17 protein-coding genes and 1 riboswitch are annotated in these 20,216 nt (G+C 68.7%); of the genes, 8 read left to right on the plus strand and 9 right to left on the minus strand.

Annotated features, from left to right (window positions below):
• Nucleotides 1–45 precede the first annotated feature (45 nt).
• Both flgB and EV147_RS16195 read left to right on the plus strand, forming a co-directional pair.
• Complete coding sequence (flgB, locus tag EV147_RS16190) at nucleotides 46–471, plus strand: flagellar basal body rod protein FlgB (RefSeq protein ID WP_130392251.1); 426 nt, start codon at nucleotides 46–48, stop codon at nucleotides 469–471.
• 90 nt (nucleotides 472–561) lie between these two features.
• A riboswitch (cobalamin riboswitch) is annotated at nucleotides 562–815 on the plus strand.
• Between the two features lie 80 nt (nucleotides 816–895).
• A complete protein-coding gene (locus tag EV147_RS16195) occupies nucleotides 896–3,016 on the plus strand; it encodes a TonB-dependent receptor (protein ID WP_407923254.1) in 2,121 nt (706 codons plus the stop codon).
• 6 nt (nucleotides 3,017–3,022) lie between these two features.
• Here EV147_RS16195 and EV147_RS16200 read toward each other — a convergent pair whose 3' ends face one another.
• The 4 genes from EV147_RS16200 to EV147_RS16215 form a co-directional block, all read right to left on the minus strand.
• Nucleotides 3,023–3,760, minus strand: coding sequence for an anti-sigma factor (locus tag EV147_RS16200; RefSeq protein WP_130392253.1), 738 nt, complete (start codon nucleotides 3,758–3,760; stop codon nucleotides 3,023–3,025).
• Nucleotides 3,757–4,344: a sigma-70 family RNA polymerase sigma factor gene (locus EV147_RS16205; protein ID WP_130392254.1), complete on the minus strand. Its 588-nt coding sequence runs from the start codon at nucleotides 4,342–4,344 to the stop codon at nucleotides 3,757–3,759. The genes EV147_RS16200 and EV147_RS16205 overlap by 4 nt, the downstream gene beginning before the upstream one ends.
• Nucleotides 4,345–4,422: 78 nt before the next feature.
• Nucleotides 4,423–4,968 (minus strand): DUF3455 domain-containing protein, encoded by a 546-nt coding sequence (locus tag EV147_RS16210; RefSeq protein WP_130392255.1) that lies wholly within the window; start codon nucleotides 4,966–4,968, stop codon nucleotides 4,423–4,425.
• Between the two features lie 137 nt (nucleotides 4,969–5,105).
• Nucleotides 5,106–7,052, minus strand: a complete 1,947-nt coding sequence (locus EV147_RS16215) for a kelch repeat-containing protein (RefSeq protein WP_130392256.1) — start codon at nucleotides 7,050–7,052, stop codon at nucleotides 5,106–5,108.
• Nucleotides 7,053–7,293: 241 nt separating this feature from the next.
• Between EV147_RS16215 and EV147_RS16220 the strand changes: the two genes are divergently transcribed.
• Complete coding sequence (locus EV147_RS16220) at nucleotides 7,294–8,241, plus strand: hypothetical protein (RefSeq protein WP_130392257.1); 948 nt, start codon at nucleotides 7,294–7,296, stop codon at nucleotides 8,239–8,241.
• Between the two features lie 6 nt (nucleotides 8,242–8,247).
• On the opposite strand, the gene EV147_RS16225 is transcribed toward EV147_RS16220, so the two are convergent.
• Genes EV147_RS16225 through EV147_RS16235 form a run of 3 tightly spaced genes read right to left on the minus strand, consistent with a single transcriptional unit; the run spans nucleotide 8,248 to nucleotide 12,345 of the window.
• Nucleotides 8,248–8,748 carry a hypothetical protein gene (locus tag EV147_RS16225; protein WP_130392258.1) on the minus strand — a complete coding sequence of 167 codons (501 nt, stop codon included), beginning with the start codon at nucleotides 8,746–8,748 and terminating at the stop codon, nucleotides 8,248–8,250.
• A 34-nt stretch (nucleotides 8,749–8,782) separates the two neighbouring features.
• A complete protein-coding gene (locus tag EV147_RS16230) occupies nucleotides 8,783–10,405 on the minus strand; it encodes a GMC oxidoreductase (protein WP_130392259.1) in 1,623 nt (540 codons plus the stop codon).
• Nucleotides 10,402–12,345, minus strand: coding sequence for a metallophosphoesterase (locus tag EV147_RS16235; protein WP_235844773.1), 1,944 nt, complete (start codon nucleotides 12,343–12,345; stop codon nucleotides 10,402–10,404). Before EV147_RS16235 ends, EV147_RS16230 begins: the two co-directional genes overlap by 4 nt.
• A 270-nt stretch (nucleotides 12,346–12,615) precedes the next feature.
• On the opposite strand from EV147_RS16235, the gene EV147_RS16240 reads away from it, so the two are divergent.
• The 3 genes from EV147_RS16240 to EV147_RS16250 are packed head-to-tail and all read left to right on the plus strand — an operon-like array spanning nucleotide 12,616 to nucleotide 16,146.
• On the plus strand, nucleotides 12,616–15,015 hold the full coding sequence (locus EV147_RS16240) for a xanthine dehydrogenase family protein molybdopterin-binding subunit (RefSeq protein ID WP_130392260.1): 2,400 nt from the start codon (nucleotides 12,616–12,618) through the stop codon (nucleotides 15,013–15,015).
• Nucleotides 14,997–15,452: a (2Fe-2S)-binding protein gene (locus EV147_RS16245; protein ID WP_130392261.1), complete on the plus strand. Its 456-nt coding sequence runs from the start codon at nucleotides 14,997–14,999 to the stop codon at nucleotides 15,450–15,452. The genes EV147_RS16240 and EV147_RS16245 overlap by 19 nt, the downstream gene beginning before the upstream one ends.
• A 25-nt stretch (nucleotides 15,453–15,477) precedes the next feature.
• Nucleotides 15,478–16,146 carry a dihydrofolate reductase family protein gene (locus tag EV147_RS16250; protein WP_130392262.1) on the plus strand — a complete coding sequence of 223 codons (669 nt, stop codon included), beginning with the start codon at nucleotides 15,478–15,480 and terminating at the stop codon, nucleotides 16,144–16,146.
• Between the two features lie 124 nt (nucleotides 16,147–16,270).
• On the opposite strand, the gene EV147_RS16255 is transcribed toward EV147_RS16250, so the two are convergent.
• Nucleotides 16,271–16,666 (minus strand): hypothetical protein, encoded by a 396-nt coding sequence (locus tag EV147_RS16255; RefSeq protein WP_130392263.1) that lies wholly within the window; start codon nucleotides 16,664–16,666, stop codon nucleotides 16,271–16,273.
• A gap of 3 nt (nucleotides 16,667–16,669) precedes the next feature.
• On the opposite strand from EV147_RS16255, the gene EV147_RS16260 reads away from it, so the two are divergent.
• Nucleotides 16,670–17,566 carry a hypothetical protein gene (locus EV147_RS16260; protein WP_130392264.1) on the plus strand — a complete coding sequence of 299 codons (897 nt, stop codon included), beginning with the start codon at nucleotides 16,670–16,672 and terminating at the stop codon, nucleotides 17,564–17,566.
• Nucleotides 17,567–18,038: 472 nt separating this feature from the next.
• Nucleotides 18,039–18,287 (plus strand): hypothetical protein, encoded by a 249-nt coding sequence (locus tag EV147_RS16265; protein WP_130392265.1) that lies wholly within the window; start codon nucleotides 18,039–18,041, stop codon nucleotides 18,285–18,287.
• Nucleotides 18,288–18,403: 116 nt separating this feature from the next.
• Here the strand turns inward: EV147_RS16265 and EV147_RS16270 are convergent, their stop codons facing one another.
• Nucleotides 18,404–19,963 (minus strand): methyl-accepting chemotaxis protein, encoded by a 1,560-nt coding sequence (locus EV147_RS16270; protein WP_130392266.1) that lies wholly within the window; start codon nucleotides 19,961–19,963, stop codon nucleotides 18,404–18,406.
• Nucleotides 19,964–20,216 lie beyond the last annotated feature (253 nt).

Genomic DNA, 20,216 nt, shown 5'->3' on the forward strand with positions numbered 1-20,216 from the left:
TGATGCACTACGCTGTGCCCTCGATGAAGAAGCAAGAGGTACCGGATGGAAGATGACCTGCATATTCCCCGCTTCGCGCGGGGCGGGCCAAGCATTCACGAGGAGGCGTTGCGGCTGCGCACGCGGCGCTTCGAACTGCTGGCCGCCAACGTGGCCAATGCCGACACGCCCAATTACAAGGCGCGCGATATCGACTTCAGCGACGCGCTGGAAAGCGCCATGGGCACCGGGCACCGGTTCGACGGGATGACGACCACCTCGGCGGCCCATCTGCCGGCCACGCCGCGGACGCTGGAGGCAGACCTGCTATATCGGGTGCCGCTGCAGTCGAGCATGGACGGCAACACCGTGGAGATGGACACCGAGCGCGTGGCGTTTGCCGACAACGCGGTGCGAATGCAGTTCTCGATTGACCGGACCGCCAGCAAGTACCGCAACATGCTGAAGCTGTACCAGGACATGCGTCCCTGATGGCTGCACGCAACGCCGGGGACTAGTTCTTTCGTTCCACTCCCGGTCACGCGAGGTTGCGCGTAGAATGCGCACGCGGCACCCGATGGGGTGCCGTTCGTGACCGCAGGTGCCCTCCTCCCGGAGGGTTAAACGGGAAACAGGTGCGCCGCTCGATGCGGCAATGCCTGTGCTGCCCCCGCAACGGTAAGCAGGTTGGGAACCGTCATGCCGGCTCGATCCCAGGGATCGGGCCCGGCAGCCACTGCGCCGGCTTCGGCTGGCGTGGGAAGGCGACGGATCTCCCGGAAGCCCATGCGCTTTGGCCTGCCAGCCCGGATACCGGCCCGCTGTCGACATCGACTTTCTTGCGCGGGCGGGGTCGTCCGGCTTTACGATGCACTACAAACCGTTTCCGCATGCCGCCGGCCGTTCGCGCCGGCTGATGGCCGTGTCGCTTGGCACGTTCGCCAGTTTCAACCTGCCTGCCGCGTTCGCCGAAACCACGGCCGAATCGCGCGATACCACGCTTCCCGCCGTCACCGTGAGCGAGGCCGCCCAGCCCGGCCTGGCGCTGTCGCGGCCTGAGTTCACCGGCAGCCGGCTCGGCCTGACACCGCTGGAAACGCCCGCCAGCGTGGAAGTGCTGTCGGGCGAGACCATCCGCGCGCGCGGTGACCAGAGCGTGCGCGAAGCGGTGACGCGCGCCACGGGCATCACCGCCAATCCGGCGCCGGGCAACGGCGGCACGTCGCTGACGGCGCGCGGCTTCGCGGGGCAGGGTTCGGTCATGCAGCTCTATGACGGCACGCGCATGTATGTGGCGTCGGGCACGGTGACGTTCCCGTTCGACACCTGGGCGGTGGACCGCATCGAGGTGCTGCGCGGCCCGGCCTCGGTGATGTATGGCGAAGGGGCCATCGGCGGCGTGGTCAACGTGGTGCCGAAGAAGCCGACCCGTGGCCCGATCGAGAACGAACTGCAGGTCGCGGGCGGCACCCAGAAGACCGCGCGGGCGGCCTTCGACAGTGGCGGCAAGGTCAACGACAACCTCTCGTACCGCTTTGCCACGGCCTACAACCGCTCGGCGGGCTGGGTCGACCGGGGGGACGCGAACAACCTGATGGTGTCCGCGTCGGTACGGCTCGACGTGAATCCCGAGTTCAACCTGACGCTGTCGTATGACGATGGCACGCAGCATCCGCAGCAGTATTTCGGCACGCCGCTGGTCAACGGCAGCCTGGACCGCGCGCTGAAAAAGAAGAACTACAACGTCGGCGATGCCGAGGTCAGCTACCGCGACCGCTGGACGCGGCTCAACGCCGAATGGACGCCCAACGACCGCGTCACGGTGCGCAACCAGTTCTACTACCTGACCAGCCATCGCCACTGGCGCGACAGCGAGACCTACAACTTCCTGCCCGCCACGGGGCAGGTGCGGCGCAACGACTATCTGGAGATCCTGCACGACCAGGAGCAGGTGGGCAACCGCGCCGACCTGACCGTCAGGAGCCGGCTGTTCGGGCTCGACAACGCCACGACGGTGGGCTTCGACGTCAACAAGATCAACTTCACGCACTCGAACAACTCGCCGTATGGCGGCACATCGGTGGTGGACGCCTACACGTTCGATCCGGGGCTGTTCTTCAGCCCGCCGGGTATCGTCACATCGCCGCGCTTCCGCACCAACACCACCCAGTACGCGCTGTTTGGCGAGCACCGCATTGCGTTCACCGAGAAGTGGTCGGTGATTGGCGGCGTGCGCTTCGACCATGCGTCGATGACCCGCCGGGACCTCGTGGCCAGTTCCGAGTGGGACAAGACCTTCGCCAACACCACGTGGCGCGTGGGCACGGTGTACCAGTTCACGCCGTCGCTGTCGGTCTACGCGCAGTACGCCACGGCCACCGACCCGCTCGGCGCGCTGATCACCACGTCGGACGCCCAGCGCAACTTCAACCTGGCCACCGGCAAGCAGGTGGAAGTGGGCGTGAAGCAGGCGTTCTGGGGCAACCGTGGCGAGTGGACGTTCGCGGCGTACGAAATCCGCAAGAACGACCTGCTGTCGCGCGATCCGCTCAACCCGACGATCACCCAGCAGGTTGGCGAGCAGTCGTCGCGCGGGCTCGAAGCATCGGCGAGCGTCGAGGTGCTGCGCGGGCTGCGGCTCGACGTCAACGGCACGGTGCTGCGGGCGCGCTACGACGACTTCAACGAGTCGGTGGGTGGCGTGCTGGTGTCGCGTGCCGGCAATGTGCCCACCAGCGTGCCGCAGCAGGCCGCGAACGCGTGGCTGACGTGGCAGTTCCTGCCGCAGTGGTCGTTCGGCGCCGGGCTGCGCTACGTGGGCGGGCGCTATGCCGACACCGCCAACCGGGTGCGCGTGCCGAGCTACACCACGGTCGATACGTCGCTGTCGTGGCGCGTCACGAAGCAGGCGGCGCTGACACTGCGCGTCTACAACGTGTTCAACAAGTATTACGCCGAGGCGGTGTCCAACGGCGGCCAGCAATGGCTGCTCGGCCGTCCGCGTGCGGCGGAACTGCAGGCCAACTTCTACTTCTGAGGCGGCCTAGCCCACGCGGATCGCCCGCCCGATATAGAGGATCGGCCCGGTGGGCCGGCCCGTGGGCGAGCCGGCGGGCGGTTCCAGCGTGATCTCGAACAACTGGTTGGGCTGCAGCGGCGGCAGCTTGTCGATCGGGATCTCCAGCGGCTGGCCCGGACGCACGAGGCCCAGCGAGACTGGCCCCGCCCAGTCGTCGGCCTTGGTCCAGAACTGGAGGCTGCGCCCGCTCGGCGCCGCCTGCGAGGCCAGCGAGACCAGTGACAGCTTGCGGTCGGACGAGGCCTGGATCAGCCACCCCGGCGTCTTGTCGCGCGGCTCGGCCAGCACCACCACGTAGCGCAGCCCCGGCGGCGGCGCCAGTACCTGCGAGCCGAGCAGCACGGCCAGCGCGATGGTGCATGCCGTGGCGCCCAAGGCCAGGCCGCGCCACAGCGGCACGGCGCTCCACCAGTTCGATGTCCTGCCCGGCGATGCCAGTGTCTGGGTGCGAAGTCCGATGCTGGCGGCAATACGCGGCCAGAGCGCGGCCGGGGGTGTCACGGGCTCGGCGAGCGCCGTCAGCGGATGGAGGCGGGCATCCCAGTCAGCCACGCGCCGGGCAAAGCCTGGATCGGCGCGCATGCGCCAGTCCACGGCCTCGCGCTGCGCCGCCGACAGCGTGCCGAGCACGTATTCGGCGGCGAGTTGATCGAGCGCGTCGTCAGGCTCGTGGCCCGGCGGGTCCTCGGTGCCGGCATTCATTGCATGCACTCCTTCAGCGCGCGCAGGCCGCGCCGGATCCACGCCTTGACGCTGCCGAGCGGCGCGTCCAGCCGCGCGGCGATGTCGCTGTGCGAGCAGCCGTCGAGATAGGCCAGCAGGATGCTGTCGCGCTTGGGCGCATCGAGCCGGGTCAGGCAATCGCCGAGCCGGCCGGCCAGCACGCGCTGCTCGGCAGCATCGAACCCGCTGGCCGATTCGGTGTAGGCGGCCAGCGCCGCCTGCGCATCGAGCGCCGCGGCGGTGTCCTCGTCGGCGGGCACGGTACGCAGGCGGCTGCGTACCACGTTCAGCGCCTCGTGCCGTACGATCGAAAACAGCCAGCCGCGCGCCTCGCCCCGGCTGCCGTCGAAGCTGCCGGCCGCATGCCAGATCTTCAGGAAGGCGTCGTGCAAGACGTCCTCGGCGGTCTGCCGGTCACGCACGATGCGCAGCGCCACGCCCAGCAGGTAGGGCGCGGCGTGGTCGTAGAGGCGGCGCAGCGCCCCGGCGTCCCCCCGCGCGCACCCGGCCAGCGCGCCCGCGTAGTCGAACAGGTCCTGAATACGGGGCGGGCTGGCTTCCAAGGCGGCGTCCCTGACGGTGGCGATGGACGCATCATAGCCGCCCAACGGCCGTTTCAGATGCCTGTTACGTCGCAGGGCTCAGGACGCCTTCCAGAACAGGTAGTCGGCCTGATAGACCACGGTCTGCTTCGCGCCGAGATTGGCGCTGGAGCACGGCATGTTCGGCGCCACGCCGCCCTTGGTCGCCACGCGCTGGATATACGTGACGCCGGTCATGCTGCCGGTGCCCATGGCGGGGTTGGCCTTGACCAGCTGGTGCGGGATGTTGCCGTCGCCGGCGGGCGCCACGGCCACCTGCGTGGCGGTGACCTTCGAGCCGTCGCTCGATTCCCAGGTGGCCGGCGGGCCGTAGTACTTGCCGACCGTGGCGCCGTTGCGGTCCTTGAGCACGGCGGTGGGGCCCACGAAGACCCATTCGTGGTCAGCCTGGCTGTTGGCCTTCACCCGGCATTCATAGAGCAGTTGGCCGCTGCCCACGGTCTGCATGGCCATCTTGTGGCCGGCAGGCACGCGGATGGCATCGGCCACCGGGGCGGGCGGCGTCATCGCCATATTGCCGTGGTGGGAAGCGCAGGCGGAGAGCAGGACGGCGCTGGCTGCGGAGAAAAGGACGCTGCGGTGCATGGTGGACTCCCGGTAGGGTGACGAGCGGATAGGGATAAACCTCAATGCAAAGCCCGGGGCTTGCACTGGCTCTACACCGCAGCAGCGGGTTTGGATGCAGGGGAGTGAAAAGAATTTTCTCCCCCCTGCCCGCGTGCTCAGGGTACGAAGCGTTCCACGATGCCCACTTCGGCGCTGCCGTTGAATCCGCCCACCACCAGCGCCTGGCCGTTCGGCAGGGCCACCGCGGTGCCCGCTCGCCGGCCGGCGGCCATCGACGCGGCCGGTGTCCAGATGTTGGTGACCGGATCGTAGAGTTCCGCGCTGGTCAGCCCGCTGCCACCGATGGCGCCACCCGCCACCAGGACGTTGCCGTCGGACAGCAAGGTCATGGAAGGCAGTGCACGCTGCGCATTCATCGTGCTGGAGGTCCAGGTCCGGGCGACCGGATCGAGGACCCACCCGGTGGCAGCCGCGTCGTTGATGGCGAGCACGTTGCCGTTGGGGAGCCTGGCGGCCAGTGTCACGTTGCCCCCGGCACCGGGCAGCGGAACGGTCGCCGTGGGCGACACCCCATCGACCGGAAACAGCTCGGCCTGCATGACGAAGCCCGTTGTGTTCACGCCGCCGATCAGGATGACCTGGGCGCCGTCAGTGCTCAGCGCGCTGCCGTGCTGGCTACGGGCGGAGGCCATGCGCGTGGCAGCCATGGTCCAGGTATTCGTGGTGGGGTCGAAGATCTCGACCGTGTCCGAGAATAGCGTCGCGCCCGGCTGGGTATGGCCGCCCGCGATCAGCACCTTGCCATTGGGGAGCAGCGTTGCCGAGTGGCTTTCGCGTGCCTCGGCCATGTTCGCCGCCGGTGTCCATGTGTTGGTGGCCGGATTGTAGATTTCAGCGCTGGCTGTCTGGGTACTGGGGCCCTGGCTGCCGCCCGCCACCAGCACCCGACCGTCCGCCAGCAGCGTGGCGGTGTGCCCGGAACGGGGCACGGCCATCGGCGCCGTGGCGAGCCACGCATCGGCTGCGGGGTCGTACAGCGCAGCATTGGCGGTCACGCCGCCCGTCGTGTATCCGCCCGTCTGCAGAACCCGGCCATCCAGCAGGACCGTCGTCGTCAGGTAGTGGGCGGGGGTCAGCATCGGCGCAGCGGTGGTCCAGCTGCCGGGGCTGATCACGGTGATGCGCAGCGTGGCCTGCGCCGCGCCGCCGCCGTTGCGCGCGGTGATCACGTAGGGCGTCTGGGACTGGCTGGCCGCCGGTGTGCCGGAGACGGCGCCCGTGGCGGTGTTGAGGCTCAGGCCGGCGGGCAGGGCCGGGCTTACCGAATAGGTATCGGCGGCACCGCCGGTCAGGCTCGGCAGTACTGCTGTCATGGCGACGCCACGGGTCAGGCTCAGGGTCGGCGCCGGGTAGGTCAGGCTGGCCGGCGGCAGCACCGGGCGCTGGACCGAGAGCGTGAGCGTCGTGGTGACGCTGCCCGCGGCGTTCGAACCGGTCACCGTGTAGGGCGTGGCCACGCTTTCGGCGGAAGGCGTGCCGGAGATCATGCCAGTCAGCGCGTCGATGACGAGTCCGGCCGGCAGCGCCGGGCTGATCGCATAGGCCGTGATGGCGCCGCCGGTGCTGGTGGGCGCATTGGCGGGAATCGCCACGCCGAGCGTGTAGACCACCGACTGGTCGCGGTACTGGAGCGAGGCGGGTGCCACCGCGCTGGCTTTCACCGCGATCTGCAGCCTCGTGGTGGCGCTACCGGCCGCGTTCTGGGCCGTCACCACATAAGCGGCGGCGGCGCTGACCGCAGCAGGCGTTCCAGTGATGAGGCCCGTCGCCGGATCGAGCGCCAGCCCGGCCGGCAGGGCCGGGGCAACCGTGAAGCGGTCCACGGCGCCGCCGCTGGCGTTCGGCCGGTTCGGCACGATGGCCGTGCCAACCTCGTAGACGCTGTCCGGCATCGCATAGCTGAGGCCGGCGGGGGGTTGAAGGCCATCGGCGCTGTCTTCATCGCCGACGCAGGCCGCCAGCCAGAGCGTCAGGCCGATCAGGAGGAAAAGTCGGAAAAAGCTGGCGCCGCGCGAGTGCTCGCGCGAAAGGTGGTTTGGCATGGTCCGTCCCGTTCTGAAATGTGCGTCCGGCCCTTCATCGTGCGGCGCGCCGGAGCGGCGCGCGGGCCATCTATCTTTTTGAGACGCCAACTATACCGGGGCGGACGCGAGGCGGCCATAGGCGTGTTTAGGCGCCGTGGCTACCCGCCACAAGGTGGTTCAGACTTCTGACTGGTACCGGGCGTGTGATTCGTTCCCTACCCTGTGGGTTCCGCAGGGGACCGGGAACAAGGAACGCAACGTGAAGACCATTGCCGCGCCGCTCGCCACGTCATTGGCCGTCTGCATGCTTGCCGCGGGCTGCGGCAGTTCAGCGCCGAAGCCCCCGCCGCAGCCCGAGGCGCAGCCGGGCAAGCCCAAGCGGGCCGCACAGGGCTGGATCGCCGCGCACCGGGACTGGACAACTGACCGGGACCTGGCCGCGATACTGGCGCAGCCCGAGAACCGCCAGGCGCGGGTGCTGCTGGCTTCGCCGCAATGCTCGGAGCCGGCCCCGCGATCGGCCGGCAAGGCGGGCGGCACCGGGGCGCCGTTCCTGGTGGCGGCGTCGCGCGACGTGTTCGGGCTGGCGGAATCAGGCGGGCGGGCCAACGCGGGCGCCGTGCAGCGCGAAGGGCTGGACACCAGCAGCGTCGATATCGGCTTCAGCGCGCTGGGATTCCGGGGTATCCGCTGCGCGGTCTATGCGCGCTACGCCGTGGGCGACGCGCCGTCGCGGCCCGGCCTGCTGGCCGTGCTCGGCATCGAGCAGCGCTTCGAGGATGGCAAATACACCGATTTCTTCCGCTTCCGGCCGCTGCACGTGCGGGCCGGCAACACGATTGCGCGAACCACGGGCGGGGCGCCGAAGATTGCGGTGTCGTTCGCGGTCGTGGCGCGGCAACTGGTGGTGAACAGCGCGGGCGCGGCCACGTTCGCCGAACTGGGCGCGGCCACGGTGTCGGTGCCCGGCGTGCCGGTGGGCGGCGATGGCATCGCGTGCGGCCCGGCCAGTTGCGCCGGCATGTCCGCGCCGATTCCGGTGCCGGTGGCGCGCGGCACCGTGGTGCTGGCGATCGGTGTCAGCGAGGCCGGCGAGACCGGTGCCGATGTCGACCAGTCGGCGGCGGAGCAGGCCGCGCTCAAGGCGGCGCTCGGTCCGGCCGCGCCGGTGCTGCCGGCCCATCCGGGGCGCCGGCCGGAGAAGTAATGCCGCTCAGCCGCGGATCTTGCCGAAACCGCCGGCGGCCCAGCGCTCGGCGCTGTCGCGCGAGAGCCGGAAATTGGGCCGGACCGTGGTGGTGGCCAGCACGTCGCCGAAGCGGTTCAGCGCGGTCAGCGTGCCGAACGGCTCGAACTCGTCTGGGGTGATGGCCAGCCGCACTTCGAGCGGCTCGGATTCGAACTCGACCGTGACCTGCTTGTTGAGCTGGCCGTGCAGCTGCTGCTCATGCCGGCGGATCACCTCGGAGGCGGTCTTCACCAGCGTCTGGTGCGCGGTGGCATCGAGCGGCTTGGGATCGACCTTGTTGCGGCCCATCGTCCAGGGCCCGACCAGCGCTGGCTCCGCGCTGCCGTCGCGGATCATCTCGACGGCCCAGCCGTCGCCGTCTTCGTTCTTGATGACACGGGCGGTCCAGCCCTTGTCGCGCCACAGCCGGGGTTCGTGGATGCGCGCGGCATCGTCGCCGGTGTCGATATCGTCTTCGTGATTCATGTGCTTGCCGCCTGTTCATGCCAGGCGGCGCATCTTAGCCTACGCGCACCGTGTCGGCCGGTTCTTCCAGCAGCAGGGCCACGCTGCGCTCGGCCAGCGCGGCGATGGTGCGCGAGGGATTGAGCCCCAGCGCGCGCGGCACGATCGCGCCATCCATCACGTACAGCCCGGCATGGCCGAACACGCGCCCGGCCGCATCCACCACGCCGTTGGCGCTGGATGTCCCCATGTTGCACCCGCCCAGCGGATGCGGCGTGATCAGGTTGCGCAGCAGCCGCCAGGTGGGCGGCACCCATGGCTCGCCGCCCGTGGCGGCGGAGAGCCGCCGGTGCGCCTCCACCATCGCGCCAATGACCGCCTCGGAGCCCCGGGACGACCACTCCAGGTCGAGCGTGCGGCGCCACGGCGCATACCAGGTGCGGCGCAGGCGCAGCTGCCCGTCGGCCGGGTCCACGCCCTGGCCGAACCACGGCATCATGTTTTCGAGCGGGTCGCCATCGTCGATCAGGCCGCCGACTTCGCGCCACAGCGCGCGCAGCTTGCCGCGCGGCAGGCGTTTCAGCCGGCGCGCCAGGTAGTTGCGCGCGAGGTTCGGAATGCCGCCGTCCTCGACGAACAGCGCCTGGCCGTTCGGGCCGGCGCCGTCGAGCAGGTCGATCACGGCGGAGATTGTCACGCCATGCGACGGCGACACCCGACGCCCGTGATAGAACGCCGGCGTGACGAAATCGCCGTTGTGCGCCCAGCCGTGCCCGAGCCGGGGCGACAGCGCCGGCAGCGTGCGGTGTTCGTCCCGGCAGCGCAGCAGCAGTTCGGTGCTGCCGATGGAGCCCGCCGCCACGATCACGCGCGTGGCCAGCGCCTCGCCCGGCTCGCGGTGGCGGCGGGCCGGGTCGATCCGGTGGTAGCGCACGCGCCATCCGCCGGGCAGCGGTTCGAGCCGCTCCACCAGATGCAGCGGACGGATTTCGGCGCCGTGGTCGGTGGCCACGGCCAGGTAGTTGAGGTCGAGCGTGTTCCGCGCCGAGACCTGGCAGCCGAGGTCGCAGTTGCCGCAATGCACGCAGGTGCCCTGCCAGCGGCCATGGCGGTTCAGGAAGCGCTCGGAATGCCGATCGCTGTAGGGATCGGGCCGGTCGGCGCGCCAGTTCGGCGAGAAGCTCACGGCCAGCGGCAGCGTGCGGAAGCGGTCGCCCCAGCCGCAGGCTTGCGCGCCTTCGCGCACCAGCCGCGCGCGTTCGCTGAGCTGGTCCTCGGGTACCGGGGCGACGTCGAGCATCTGGCCCACGGTGTCGTAGTGCTGCTGCAGGCTGTCGCGCGTGATGCCGGGCGGCCAGCCCTGCGCAAAGGTGCCGGCCGGCGCCTCGACCGAGACGTTCGCGTAGATCAGCGAGCCGCCGCCCACGCCGGCACCGGCGATCACCCAGACATCGTCGAACGCGCGGATGTCGGCCCACCCATTGAAGCGTGTGGGCCGCTTCTGGCTCCAGAGCCACGGGTCGTGGTCGTCGCGGGGGTACGTGTCGGGGCTCCAGGCCCGGCCCCGTTCGAGCACCAGTACCCGGCGCCCGGCCAGTGCCAGCCGGCACGCCGCCACCGCGCCGCCGAAGCCGCTGCCAATCACGATCACATCGTAGCGGGGCGCGGGGGCGGTCATGGCGCGCGGCCGTCGCGGCGGATCACGATCGGCGGTTCGATCCGATGCAGGTCGTTCTGCGGCACCGGCTCGCCTGGCGACGGCACGAAGCGCGGCCCCTGCGCGGCCGGGCTGGCCCGCAGCCGCCAGCGGCGCCCGAACCTGCGCAGCATCGTCACGCCGTGGCCTGGTGACCATCGATGGCAAACCGTCTCCAGCTTCAGCGGGTGGATGGTCAGCGCATCCGCGTCGAAGCGCATCCGCAGCAGGCACTTGTAGCCGTCGATGGCCTGCGACGAGAACACTTCCTCGCGGTGCAGGCCCCACAGCCGGTTGGCCAGCACCATCCAGATGCCGAACAGCAGGCCGCCGAGCACGCCGCCGGCCACGAGGATTTCGGCCAGCAGCAGCGGCACCAGCCGCCAGTCTCCGGGGCTGATGCCGAGCACGGCCACGTTGAGCCGGGAGAAGGCCCACAGCAGCGCGAAGGCCAGCGCCACGTGCAGCAGCCCGTGCAGCGCCCCGGCCAGCCCGTCCCACGACACGATGCCGCTGGCGCCGCGCGTGGCAAGCGCCGCGAAGAATGCCAGCACGCCCAGCGCGGACAGCACCGACGCCGGGCTGTGCAGCAACGCCCGCAGCAGCACGCAGCAGACCTCCGGTACGTGCCGCACCGCGAGCGGATATTGCGCCAGCGCGCCGATCAGGCCGCCGCTGCCGGGCAGCGGTGGCGGTGCCGCGTTGGCGCTGTGCAGGATCCAGTCGAGCAGGAAGTACAGCAAGGCCACCAGCGCGCAGAAGCTGGCGTTGCGCACCGGTAGCTGCCACGCCCGGTCGCGCAGGCTGCGCGACGTGGCCGCATCGGGATAGACGGAATCGGCCAGCCGGTAGTGCTGGCGTGTGCTGCCGATGGCGATCGGCTCGGGCCGCTCGGGCAACTGATGCGTGCCGTGCAGGAACGCACCGCCGCCGCCGCAGGTGATGCGCTCGGGTCCGGGGGTGCCGGCGCGCGGCGTGTAGCGGGCGTAGTGGTGCTGATCGCCGGCCAGCACCACGGCCAGTTGGTCGCCCAGCAGCAGCTCGATGCGGCTCAGGCTGCGGAAGCGCGGCGTGCGGGTCTCGTCCGCCCGCCAGGCACGCCGCTGCGAACGCGCCAGGCGCGCCATCTCATCGATCCAGCTTGGCTCGGGCGTGCACAACACCACGCGGTCGCCGGGCGCCAGCCGCGCCTGCATGCCCCGGAAATACTCGTACTGCTGGCGGTCCATCTCCGATTCGAGTTGCAGGTCGAGCCCCCAGATCCACCAGCCATGCGGCAGTTGCAGGACGTAGTAGCTCGTGCGCTGCGCGGTGCGCCACCCGCCCACGGCGTCGCCGCTGCAGAACAGTTGCGCAAAGCCGCGCAGGCCGTCGTACCAGTCGTGGTTGCCCGGCGTGGCCACCATCAGCGGTGCGCCGGGCACCGGCACCGGCACCTCGCTGTTGGCGGCGTCGGGCGGCACCGGTGCGGGGCACGCGGCGCGGAACGGATCGAGAAAGCGCGTGCGGTAGCCGCCGTGGGCTGGCGTGGGATAGACCTGGTCGCCGCCGAGCAGCAGCACGTCGGGGCGCGGCAGCGTCACGTTGTCGCGGGACAGTGTCACCGCGTGGCTGGCGCAGAGCGCCATCGAATACGTGGAGTGCCAGCCGTCGCCGGTATCGGCCAGATAGTCGACCCAGACCGTCCCGTCGCCGCTGCCGCTGACGGGAATCGGCGGATTGGATGCGGCCGGGGTCAGCGCCGCCTGCACGGCCCGGGCGTCGACGATGGCGCCCACGGTGCGCGCCACGGTCACGCGCAGGGCCGTCCTGAGCAGTTGCGCCGGACTGAGCCAGTTGACCATCGGCTCGTGGGTATGGAGCTCGACGCGGCCAGCCGGGGCGGGCCTGGGCGGGGAATCCTGTGGCGGCATGGCAGGCATCGGGCATCTCCCCCGGAACAGCCGGTGCGAATGCGGGCGCTGGTTGCCGCGGCAGCGATGCGGCGTTCCTTTCAATCTGACTTCAACGCGGATGCAATCGGCCGTGGCTGCCGGTTCCACGCTGCAACGGCGCCTCGCGGTCCCCGGCAACATCACCTAATATAGGTGATCGAAAGACACGGTCGTGCCGGTTTTGCGCAGTGTGTGCGGATCGGCAACGCTACGGGCGGGTTGCCGGGGACATTTGGGTCATTGCGGGGGAGGCTGAGGGTGACGCTCAGTCGCAGAACCTTTCTGATTGGCGGCGCGGGGGCCGCCGCCGCCGGCACGCTGGCCGTCGGCTGGGCGTTGTTTCGCCCCGATCGCCGGCTCGACAGCCGCACCGCGCCCGCCCTGCCCGAAAGCCAGATCGCGCTGAACGGCTGGGTGCTGGTGGGCACCGACAACCGCGTCACCATCGTCATGAGCAAGGCCGAGATGGGGCAGGGCATCCATACCGGCGCGGCCATGCTGCTGGCCGAAGAGCTGGAGGCGGACTGGGCGCAGGTGCGCGTGGTGCAGTCGCCGATCGACCGCATCTACATCAACCGCGAGAACCTGGTCAACGGACTGCCCTACCGCGACGACGATCCGCGCGAGCATGTGGAGTTCGTGCGTGACTTTGCCCGCCGCACCTCGCGCTATTTCGGCTCGATGGTGACCGGTGGCTCGACCAGCATCGAGGACCTGTGGCTGCCGATGCGCGAGGCCGGCGCCTCGGCGCGCATGATGCTCTGCACGGCGGCAGCCAACCTGTGGGGCGTGCCGGTCGATGCCTGCGTGGCCAAGGCGGGGCGCGTCGCGCACGCGCCTTCGGGCCGGCAGGCCACGTTCGGCCAGCTCGTGCCGCTGGCGCGCGACCTGCCGCATCCCTACGCGCCGCCGCTCAAGACGCCGGGGCAGTACACGCTGGTGGGCACCAGCCCGAAGCGCCTCGAAGGCAAGGCCAAGCTCGACGGCAGCCTGCGCTTCGGCATCGACGTGCTGCCGGCCGACCTGCCGCGCCAGTCGCCGGACAGCCCGCCCACCGCACTGCTCTACGCCAGCGTGCTGATGTGCCCGACGCTCGGCGGCAAGGCCGCTTCGCGCGAGGTGTCCGTGCAGGGTCTGGCCGGCGTGCATCGCGGCTTTGCCGTGGATGGCTACAACGGGGGCACGGGCGGCGTGGCAGTGATCGCCGACAATCCGTTCATCGCCATGCGCGCGCTGTGCGGGTTGCGGGTGGACTGGGACCACGGGCCGGCCGCGAAGCTCAGCAGTGCCGACATCATGCAGACGCTGGAGCGCGCCATCGAGGACAGTTCGCGCCAGACCTACTACGAGGCGGGCGATGCCGGGGCGGCGCTCAGGCGCGGCCGCGCCCGGCACATGCGCTACGAGGTGCCGTACCTCGCCCACGGGGCGCTGGAGCCGGTCAACTGCACCGCGCTCGTGAACGGCGGCCGGGCGACGGTCTGGGTGTCCACGCAGGTGCCGCAGGCCGCGCGCCAGGCCGTGGCCGATGCGCTGGGGTTGGGTGCGGACGATGTCACGGTGCACCAGGCCTATCTGGGCGGCGCGTTCGGTCGGCGGCTCGAAGTCGACTATGTGGCGCAGGCCGCCGTGATCGCGGCGCAGATGCCGGGCAAGGCCGTGCAGACGATCTGGTCGCGCCCGCAGGACATGACGCACGATTTCTACCGCCCCGCGTGCGTGGCCAAGTTCAGCGGTGCGCTCGATGGCGACGGCAACCTCGTCGCATGGCAGGCGGACTCGGCCAGCCAGTCCGTGACCGCGCAGGTGCTGCCGCGCACCTACGGCGTGCCGGCTTTCGCGGCGCGTCTGATGCCGGACGGCACGATGGCCGAGGGCAGCTTCGACACGCCCTACGAGTGCCCCAACGTGACCGTCCGCCATACGCGCGTGGATCTGCCGATTCCGGTGGGGTACTGGCGCTCGGTAGGCCATTCGCACCAGGCGTTCTTCGTCGAGAGCTTTATCGACGAGATGGCGACGGCGGCGGGAAAGGACCCGATCGCGTTCCGGCTCGCGCTGCTGAAGCGCCCGGAACATCAGCGCCATGCGGCAGTGCTGCGCGCGTTGGCCGAGTTCTCCGGCTGGCGCCAGCCGGCCAGATGGAAGGAGCGCGGCACCGAGTTCGCACGCGGCATGGCGCTGCACGAATCGTTCGGCAGCATCGTGGGGCAGGTGGCCGAGGTGCGCCGTGACGGGCGCGGTGGCTATCGCGTGACGCGCGTGTTCTGCGTGGTCGACTGCGGACTGGCGATCCACCCTGACATGGTGGTGCAGCAAATGGAGAGCGGCATCGTGTTCGGGCTGTCGGCGGTGCTCGAACAGGCCGTCACGATCCGCAACGGGCAGGTGGACCAGCACTATTTCAGCGAGGTGCCGCTGATCGACATGGAGACCTGCCCCGAGATCCGCACGCGCGTGATGGCCAGCAGCGGGCCCGCGCCTCATGGCGTTGGCGAGGCCGGCACGCCGCCGATTGCGCCTGCCGTTGCCAACGCTGTGGCGGCGCTGACCGGCGCGCGCCCCTACAGACTGCCGCTGCGGCAACCGCCCGCGTTGCCGGAAGCCGAACGGGCATGGCCCGGAGACAGGTGGTGCCAATGGTCCAGCTCACTGTAAACGGCAAGCCCGTCACCGTCAGCGCGGCGCCCGAAACGCCGCTGCTGTGGGTCCTGCGCTGCGAACTGGGGCTGACCGGCACCAAGTTTGGCTGCGGCATCGGCGTCTGCGGCGCCTGCACGGTACTGGTCGGCAAGGAGATCCGGCAGGCGTGCCGGGAACCGGTCAAGACGCTCGCCGCCGCGCGCGTGACGACGATCGAGGGCTTGTCCGGGCCCATCGCCGACGCCCTGCGCCGCGCCTGGACCGACTGCGATGTCGTGCAGTGCGGCTACTGCCAGAGCGCGCAGCTGATCGCGGCGGCGGCGCTGCTGACACGCCGCCGCGCGCCCAGCGATGCCGAGATCGACGCGGCCATGAAGGACATCGCCTGCCGCTGCGGCACCTTCCCGCGCATCCGGCGCGCCATCCACATGGCCGCCGCCGCGCTGCGCTAGCGTTACGAACCCACGGAGACCACTGATGAGAAAGCTGATTGCGTCCACCTTCGTCTCGCTCGACGGCGTCATGCAGGCGCCCGGCGGCCCCGGCGAAGACCCGACCGGCGGCTTCGCGCTCGGCGGCTGGACGTTCCCCTACTGGGACGAGGTCATGGGCCGCTCGATGAAGGGCCTCGACGGCAAGGACCGCGAACTGCTGCTGGGCCGCCGCACCTACGAGATCTTCGACGCCTACTGGCCCTATCAGCCCGCCGACAGCGAGATCGCGCAGACACTCAACGCCGCCCGCAAGCACGTGGCATCGCGCACGTTGCAGCAGCTTGGCTGGCAGAACTCGACGCTGCTGCGCGGCGACGTCGCGCAGGCCGTGACCGCGCTGAAATCCGAGGCGGGCCTGGACCTGCAGATCATCGGCAGCGGCAACCTGATCCAGACGCTGGAAGCCGCCGGCCTGATCGACGAATACAACGTCTGGACCTTTCCGGTGGTGCTCGGACGCGGCAAGCGCCTGTTCGAGGCCGACGCACGCCCCATGGCGCTGCGGCTCGTCGACACCCAGGCTTCCACCACCGGCGTGGTGCTGAGCACCTACGAACCTGCCGGCGAAGTGCCAACCGGCACGTTCGAGACCATCGAACCCAGCGCGAAGGAAAAGGCGCGGCGGGAGAGGATGGCGCGGGGAGAAGATTGACCGCCCGTAAATAGTATCGGGCCGACTTGTTCGGTGTGTTTGATGTTCGTTGAATGCAACGCGACCTGGCGTTCTCAGTCCGGTGGGAACGGGGTAAGGTCAGCGCGCAGCTTTGCCAGGAATCTCAGCGCGAACGACGAACATGACAGATCGGCCTTCCCAAGCCCCGGATACCCGCGTCAGACAACTTCGGTTTTCCTTTCCGTTCTTCAAGAAGGCCCCAGACGAGGCGATAGTTACCCAGTTCACCGATGAACGCGAGTTTCACGCGCTTCTGAGAAGGGAGTGTTCGGGCACCTTTCCCGTCAGTGCCTCTGGCATGTTTCATGGCGGAATCCACATATCGGAGGCCGGGGCTGGCGGCGGGTTGGATCTCAAGCGCGGCGTCCGCTGCATGGCGGACGGCGAGGTTGTCGCCTTCCGTATCGATCGCGCATATCCATGCAGCCAGTTGACTTCGCAGGGAGACGGAGTCGGGCGCCAGGCTCTCTACAGTACGGGATTCGTCCTGGTGCGGCATGGCATGGAATTTCCCAAGGACAACAAGCTGACCTTCTTCAGCTTGTACATGCATCTGCAGGACCTCGCGGGGTATGAAAACGACAAGACGCTGCCCAGGCCCGCACATTGGAAGCCTGATTTCAGGGTGACGCCGTACGCAAATGATCGGCCGATGAAACGCGGCGAGCGCGCCGCAGCCGTCGATGTCGATCAGGTCGGGCTCCGCGTTCGGGCCACACCTCAGCACGGTGCGCCGCGATGCATTCTTCCGCGCGGCGCTCAATTCAGCGTAGGCACCAGGGCGGGCGACTGGGGGCAAATTACTGCAACTCACGGTGCGGGACTGATCCCGCCGCGCGTTGGAGACTACGTGGCGCCTACGGATGCCATCGATGGCTGGGTGTTTCTGGGGGAAGAGGGCGGCCGTCCTGTAGTAGAAGAAGTATGGCCGGACGCCATGTTCGACCGTGTAGTCACACTGGAACGGCCCATTCCGGTAAGGGCCGGTGCCCTTGTGGGCCATCCTGGGCGATACGACTCGCTGGCTCGGCAGACCGAAGACCGCATGGTCCACCTGGAGGTGTTCTGCGACGAAGGTATCGACGATTTCATTCAACAAGGCAGGAACTGGGTTCGCAGTCATGGATATCGTCCCGGCGCCTGGCTGGCACTCGGACTTGCGAGCGAGCCGACCCTGCTGCGGATAGCCAGGCGAACGCGGCTCTGGAAAGCCCCCCTGAGGGAAGGCGGCGATGCTCCAACGACCGATGTCGACTATCTCGCCGCCCTCGCGGAACTAGCCAGAAACCCAGAGGACAAGTACGACGAAACCCCGGCCGACGCTGATACGAAGAGGCGCCCATGGTGGCGGGTGCGCAGTGCAGATATGCTCGGCCGGGGCCGTACTACGTCGCAATGATCGCGCTTCAGATTGGTTCGGAGCGGGGTACAGCGTTATTTCGAATAAAGAAGGATGGACTGGAAGGTATTCCTACCTGACGCGGGAGGATGTCGCGCGCGCCACAGAATCTCCTTTTGCGTCTTTCATGCATCGGGACAGCAGAATCCCGGTTCGGCTCAAAGCCGGAAGCTACGTTCTTGCAGCGGGAGTGATCACTGAGAAGATAACCGGTTATCTCAACAAAGGGCACCGCGCGACGGTTACCGGGGTCAGCGCCGGATGGTGCAGGGTGGGAGATTCCGGCGCAGCGACAGTCGACGAAATGTGGTTGATGTGCGATGTACTCCAGACAGAGCAGCCCGGTAATTCCGGACGCCCGGCAGGTTAAGGGAAAGCCGATCCATTCGATCCTGAGGAAAATAATCTCCTTGCGCCACCCGATCCCCGCTATGCTGAAGATGCAGTTTCCGCTAACCCCAAGGAGACAGGCATGACCAGGACGATCAAGAACAAGGCGGAATTAAAGGCGATGATTCGTGCCGAGCAGGAAAAGCTTCCGGTTTGCAAGGGGACCTGCTTCGGCGATGTGTGCTGGCATGCACCGGACGACAGCGGTTGTAACTGGCAGCTCTCGAAGATGGAAGGCGAGAACAGTTCGGCGTGCCTCGAGGCGATCGGCGCGCACGTCAGCAAGCTCCAGGCGGAATTCAATATCCCTGAGGAGGCGCAGCGCGGCTGAGGTTTCGACTCGTCGGGTATCAGGATAAAAAAAGGGCGATACCTTCCGGCATCGCCCGTTGACCCCCCGGTCTTCCCGTCCTGCGGGTTATCTACCCGCTTCTGCTTCGCTTTTGCCTATATCGCGCCGGCCAGGCGGAACTGGCCCACTGCACGGTGCAGCGCATCGGCCTGGTCTTCGAGCGAGGCGGCAGCGGCCGTGGCTTCCTCCACCAGCGCGGCGTTCTGCTGTGCCATCTGGTCCATCTGCGAGACCGCCTGGTTGACTTGCTCGATGCCGCCGGTTTGTTCCTCGGTGGCGGCGCGCATCTCGCCCATCAGGTCGGTCACGCGCTTGACCGCTTCCACGATCTCTTCCATCGCGCGGCCGGCGCCTTCCACCAGTACCGAGCCGTCTTCCACGCGCTGCGCGGAGTTGTCGATCAGCGACTTGATCTCCTTGGCGGCCGTGGCCGAGCGCTGGGCGAGGCTGCGCACCTCGCCGGCCACCACGGCGAAGCCGCGTCCCTGTTCGCCGGCGCGGGCCGCTTCCACCGCCGCGTTGAGCGCCAGGATATTGGTCTGGAACGCGATGCCCTCGATCACGGCGATGATGTCCACCACCTTGCCGGACGCCGCCTTGATCTCGCCCATCGTGCCCACGACCTGATGCACGATCGCGCCGCCGCGCGTGGCGATATCGGACGCGCCCTCGGCCAGCCGCGCCGCCTGGCGCGCGTTGTCGGCACTCTGGCGGACCGTGCTGGTCAGTTCTTCCATGCTGGCGGCGGTTTCCTGCAGCGACGCGGCCTGTTCCTCGCTGCGGCGCGAGAGGTCGACGTTGCCGGCGGAGATCTGGCGTGCCGCGCCGGCGATGGAATCGGCCGAGCCGCGGATCTGGCCGATGGCACCGGTCAGCCTGGCCTGCATCTGCTGCATGTTGAACAGCACGCTGTCGCGGTCGTTGGGCTTCACGTCGACGTGCGTGGCGAGGTCGCCTTCGGCGATGCGGGCGGCAATCTGCGATGTCACGGCCGGCTCGCCGCCCAGTTGCTTCTGCAGGCTCATGGAGACCCGCACCATGACGAGGCTCATCAACGCGCCCACGCCCACCAGCCAGCCAAGCGCCGTCCAGAGCGAGGCGCGGAATTCGGCGTGGATGTCGTCCAGGTAGAGACCGGCGATGAAATCCCAGTCCCACGGCTTGAAGTTCAGCACGTAGCTGAGCTTGGGCTGCGGCGCCTCGGCGCCCGGCTTGGGCCACAGGTATTCGATGAAGCCCTTGCCGTGGGTCTTGCCGATCTGGGCGATGTCGCGGAACAGGTAGACGCCGTTGGCGTCCTTCATGCCCGACATGTCCTTGCCGTTCAGTTCGGACTTGATCGGGTGCATCAGCACCACGGCGTCGGAGCGCATCAGCGTGAAGTAGCCATCGGCGCCGAAGCGCATGGCCTTCACGCGTTCAAGGGCCTGCTTCTGGGCTTCCTCGGTGCTCAGCTTGCCCGCCCGGGCCAGCGCTTCGTATTCAGCGACCACTGAATTGGCCGTGTCGGTCACCTGTTCGAGGGCCACCTTGCGGTCGGCCATGCGCAGCTCCCGCATTTGCCAGGCGTTCCACAAGGTGATCGCCAGCAGGCATACCCAGCTCAATACCAGGGGCAGCATGAGCTTCTTTTTCAGACTCAGGTTTTGCAGCATCCGTCTCCTCCGTTTCTCGATGAATATCGTCGGGACGCTTCTGACGTCGTCCTCATCTGCGGCGCTAACGGCGCGGCCATCGGGAAACTTGATCGAGGATTACTACCAATGGAGTAGTAGTGGCGAACGTGTCACTTGCCGGGGGCAATGATCGCCACTTTTCCGCGCGCCGTAATGAACCGTAATCAAAACGCGCCGGGGAGCCGCCGCCGTTCGTTGCCGTTTTAAATGAGAACCATTATCATCGTGCGGC

The organism is Cupriavidus agavae, from assembly GCF_004217045.1.
Taxonomy (GTDB): Bacteria; Pseudomonadota; Gammaproteobacteria; order Burkholderiales; family Burkholderiaceae; genus Cupriavidus; species Cupriavidus agavae.

What these genes read in the sequence shown, in the direction of transcription:
- EV147_RS16260 (WP_130392264.1), top strand. Translation starts at nt 16,670, where the DNA reads ATGGAATTTCCCAAGGACAACAAGCTGACCTTCTTCAGCTTGTACATG.
- EV147_RS16250 (WP_130392262.1), top strand. Translation starts at nt 15,478, where the DNA reads ATGAGAAAGCTGATTGCGTCCACCTTCGTCTCGCTCGACGGCGTCATG.
- EV147_RS16245 (WP_130392261.1), top strand. Translation starts at nt 14,997, where the DNA reads ATGGTCCAGCTCACTGTAAACGGCAAGCCCGTCACCGTCAGCGCGGCG.
- flgB (WP_130392251.1), top strand. Translation starts at nt 46, where the DNA reads ATGGAAGATGACCTGCATATTCCCCGCTTCGCGCGGGGCGGGCCAAGC.
- EV147_RS16210 (WP_130392255.1), bottom strand. Translation starts at nt 4,968, where the DNA reads ATGCACCGCAGCGTCCTTTTCTCCGCAGCCAGCGCCGTCCTGCTCTCC.
- EV147_RS16235 (WP_235844773.1), bottom strand. Translation starts at nt 12,345, where the DNA reads ATGCCTGCCATGCCGCCACAGGATTCCCCGCCCAGGCCCGCCCCGGCT.
- EV147_RS16225 (WP_130392258.1), bottom strand. Translation starts at nt 8,748, where the DNA reads ATGAATCACGAAGACGATATCGACACCGGCGACGATGCCGCGCGCATC.
- EV147_RS16200 (WP_130392253.1), bottom strand. Translation starts at nt 3,760, where the DNA reads ATGAATGCCGGCACCGAGGACCCGCCGGGCCACGAGCCTGACGACGCG.
- EV147_RS16195 (WP_407923254.1), top strand. Translation starts at nt 896, where the DNA reads ATGGCCGTGTCGCTTGGCACGTTCGCCAGTTTCAACCTGCCTGCCGCG.
- EV147_RS16270 (WP_130392266.1), bottom strand. Translation starts at nt 19,963, where the DNA reads ATGCTGCAAAACCTGAGTCTGAAAAAGAAGCTCATGCTGCCCCTGGTA.
- EV147_RS16230 (WP_130392259.1), bottom strand. Translation starts at nt 10,405, where the DNA reads ATGACCGCCCCCGCGCCCCGCTACGATGTGATCGTGATTGGCAGCGGC.
- EV147_RS16255 (WP_130392263.1), bottom strand. Translation starts at nt 16,666, where the DNA reads ATGCCGCACCAGGACGAATCCCGTACTGTAGAGAGCCTGGCGCCCGAC.
- EV147_RS16265 (WP_130392265.1), top strand. Translation starts at nt 18,039, where the DNA reads ATGACCAGGACGATCAAGAACAAGGCGGAATTAAAGGCGATGATTCGT.
- EV147_RS16215 (WP_130392256.1), bottom strand. Translation starts at nt 7,052, where the DNA reads ATGCCAAACCACCTTTCGCGCGAGCACTCGCGCGGCGCCAGCTTTTTC.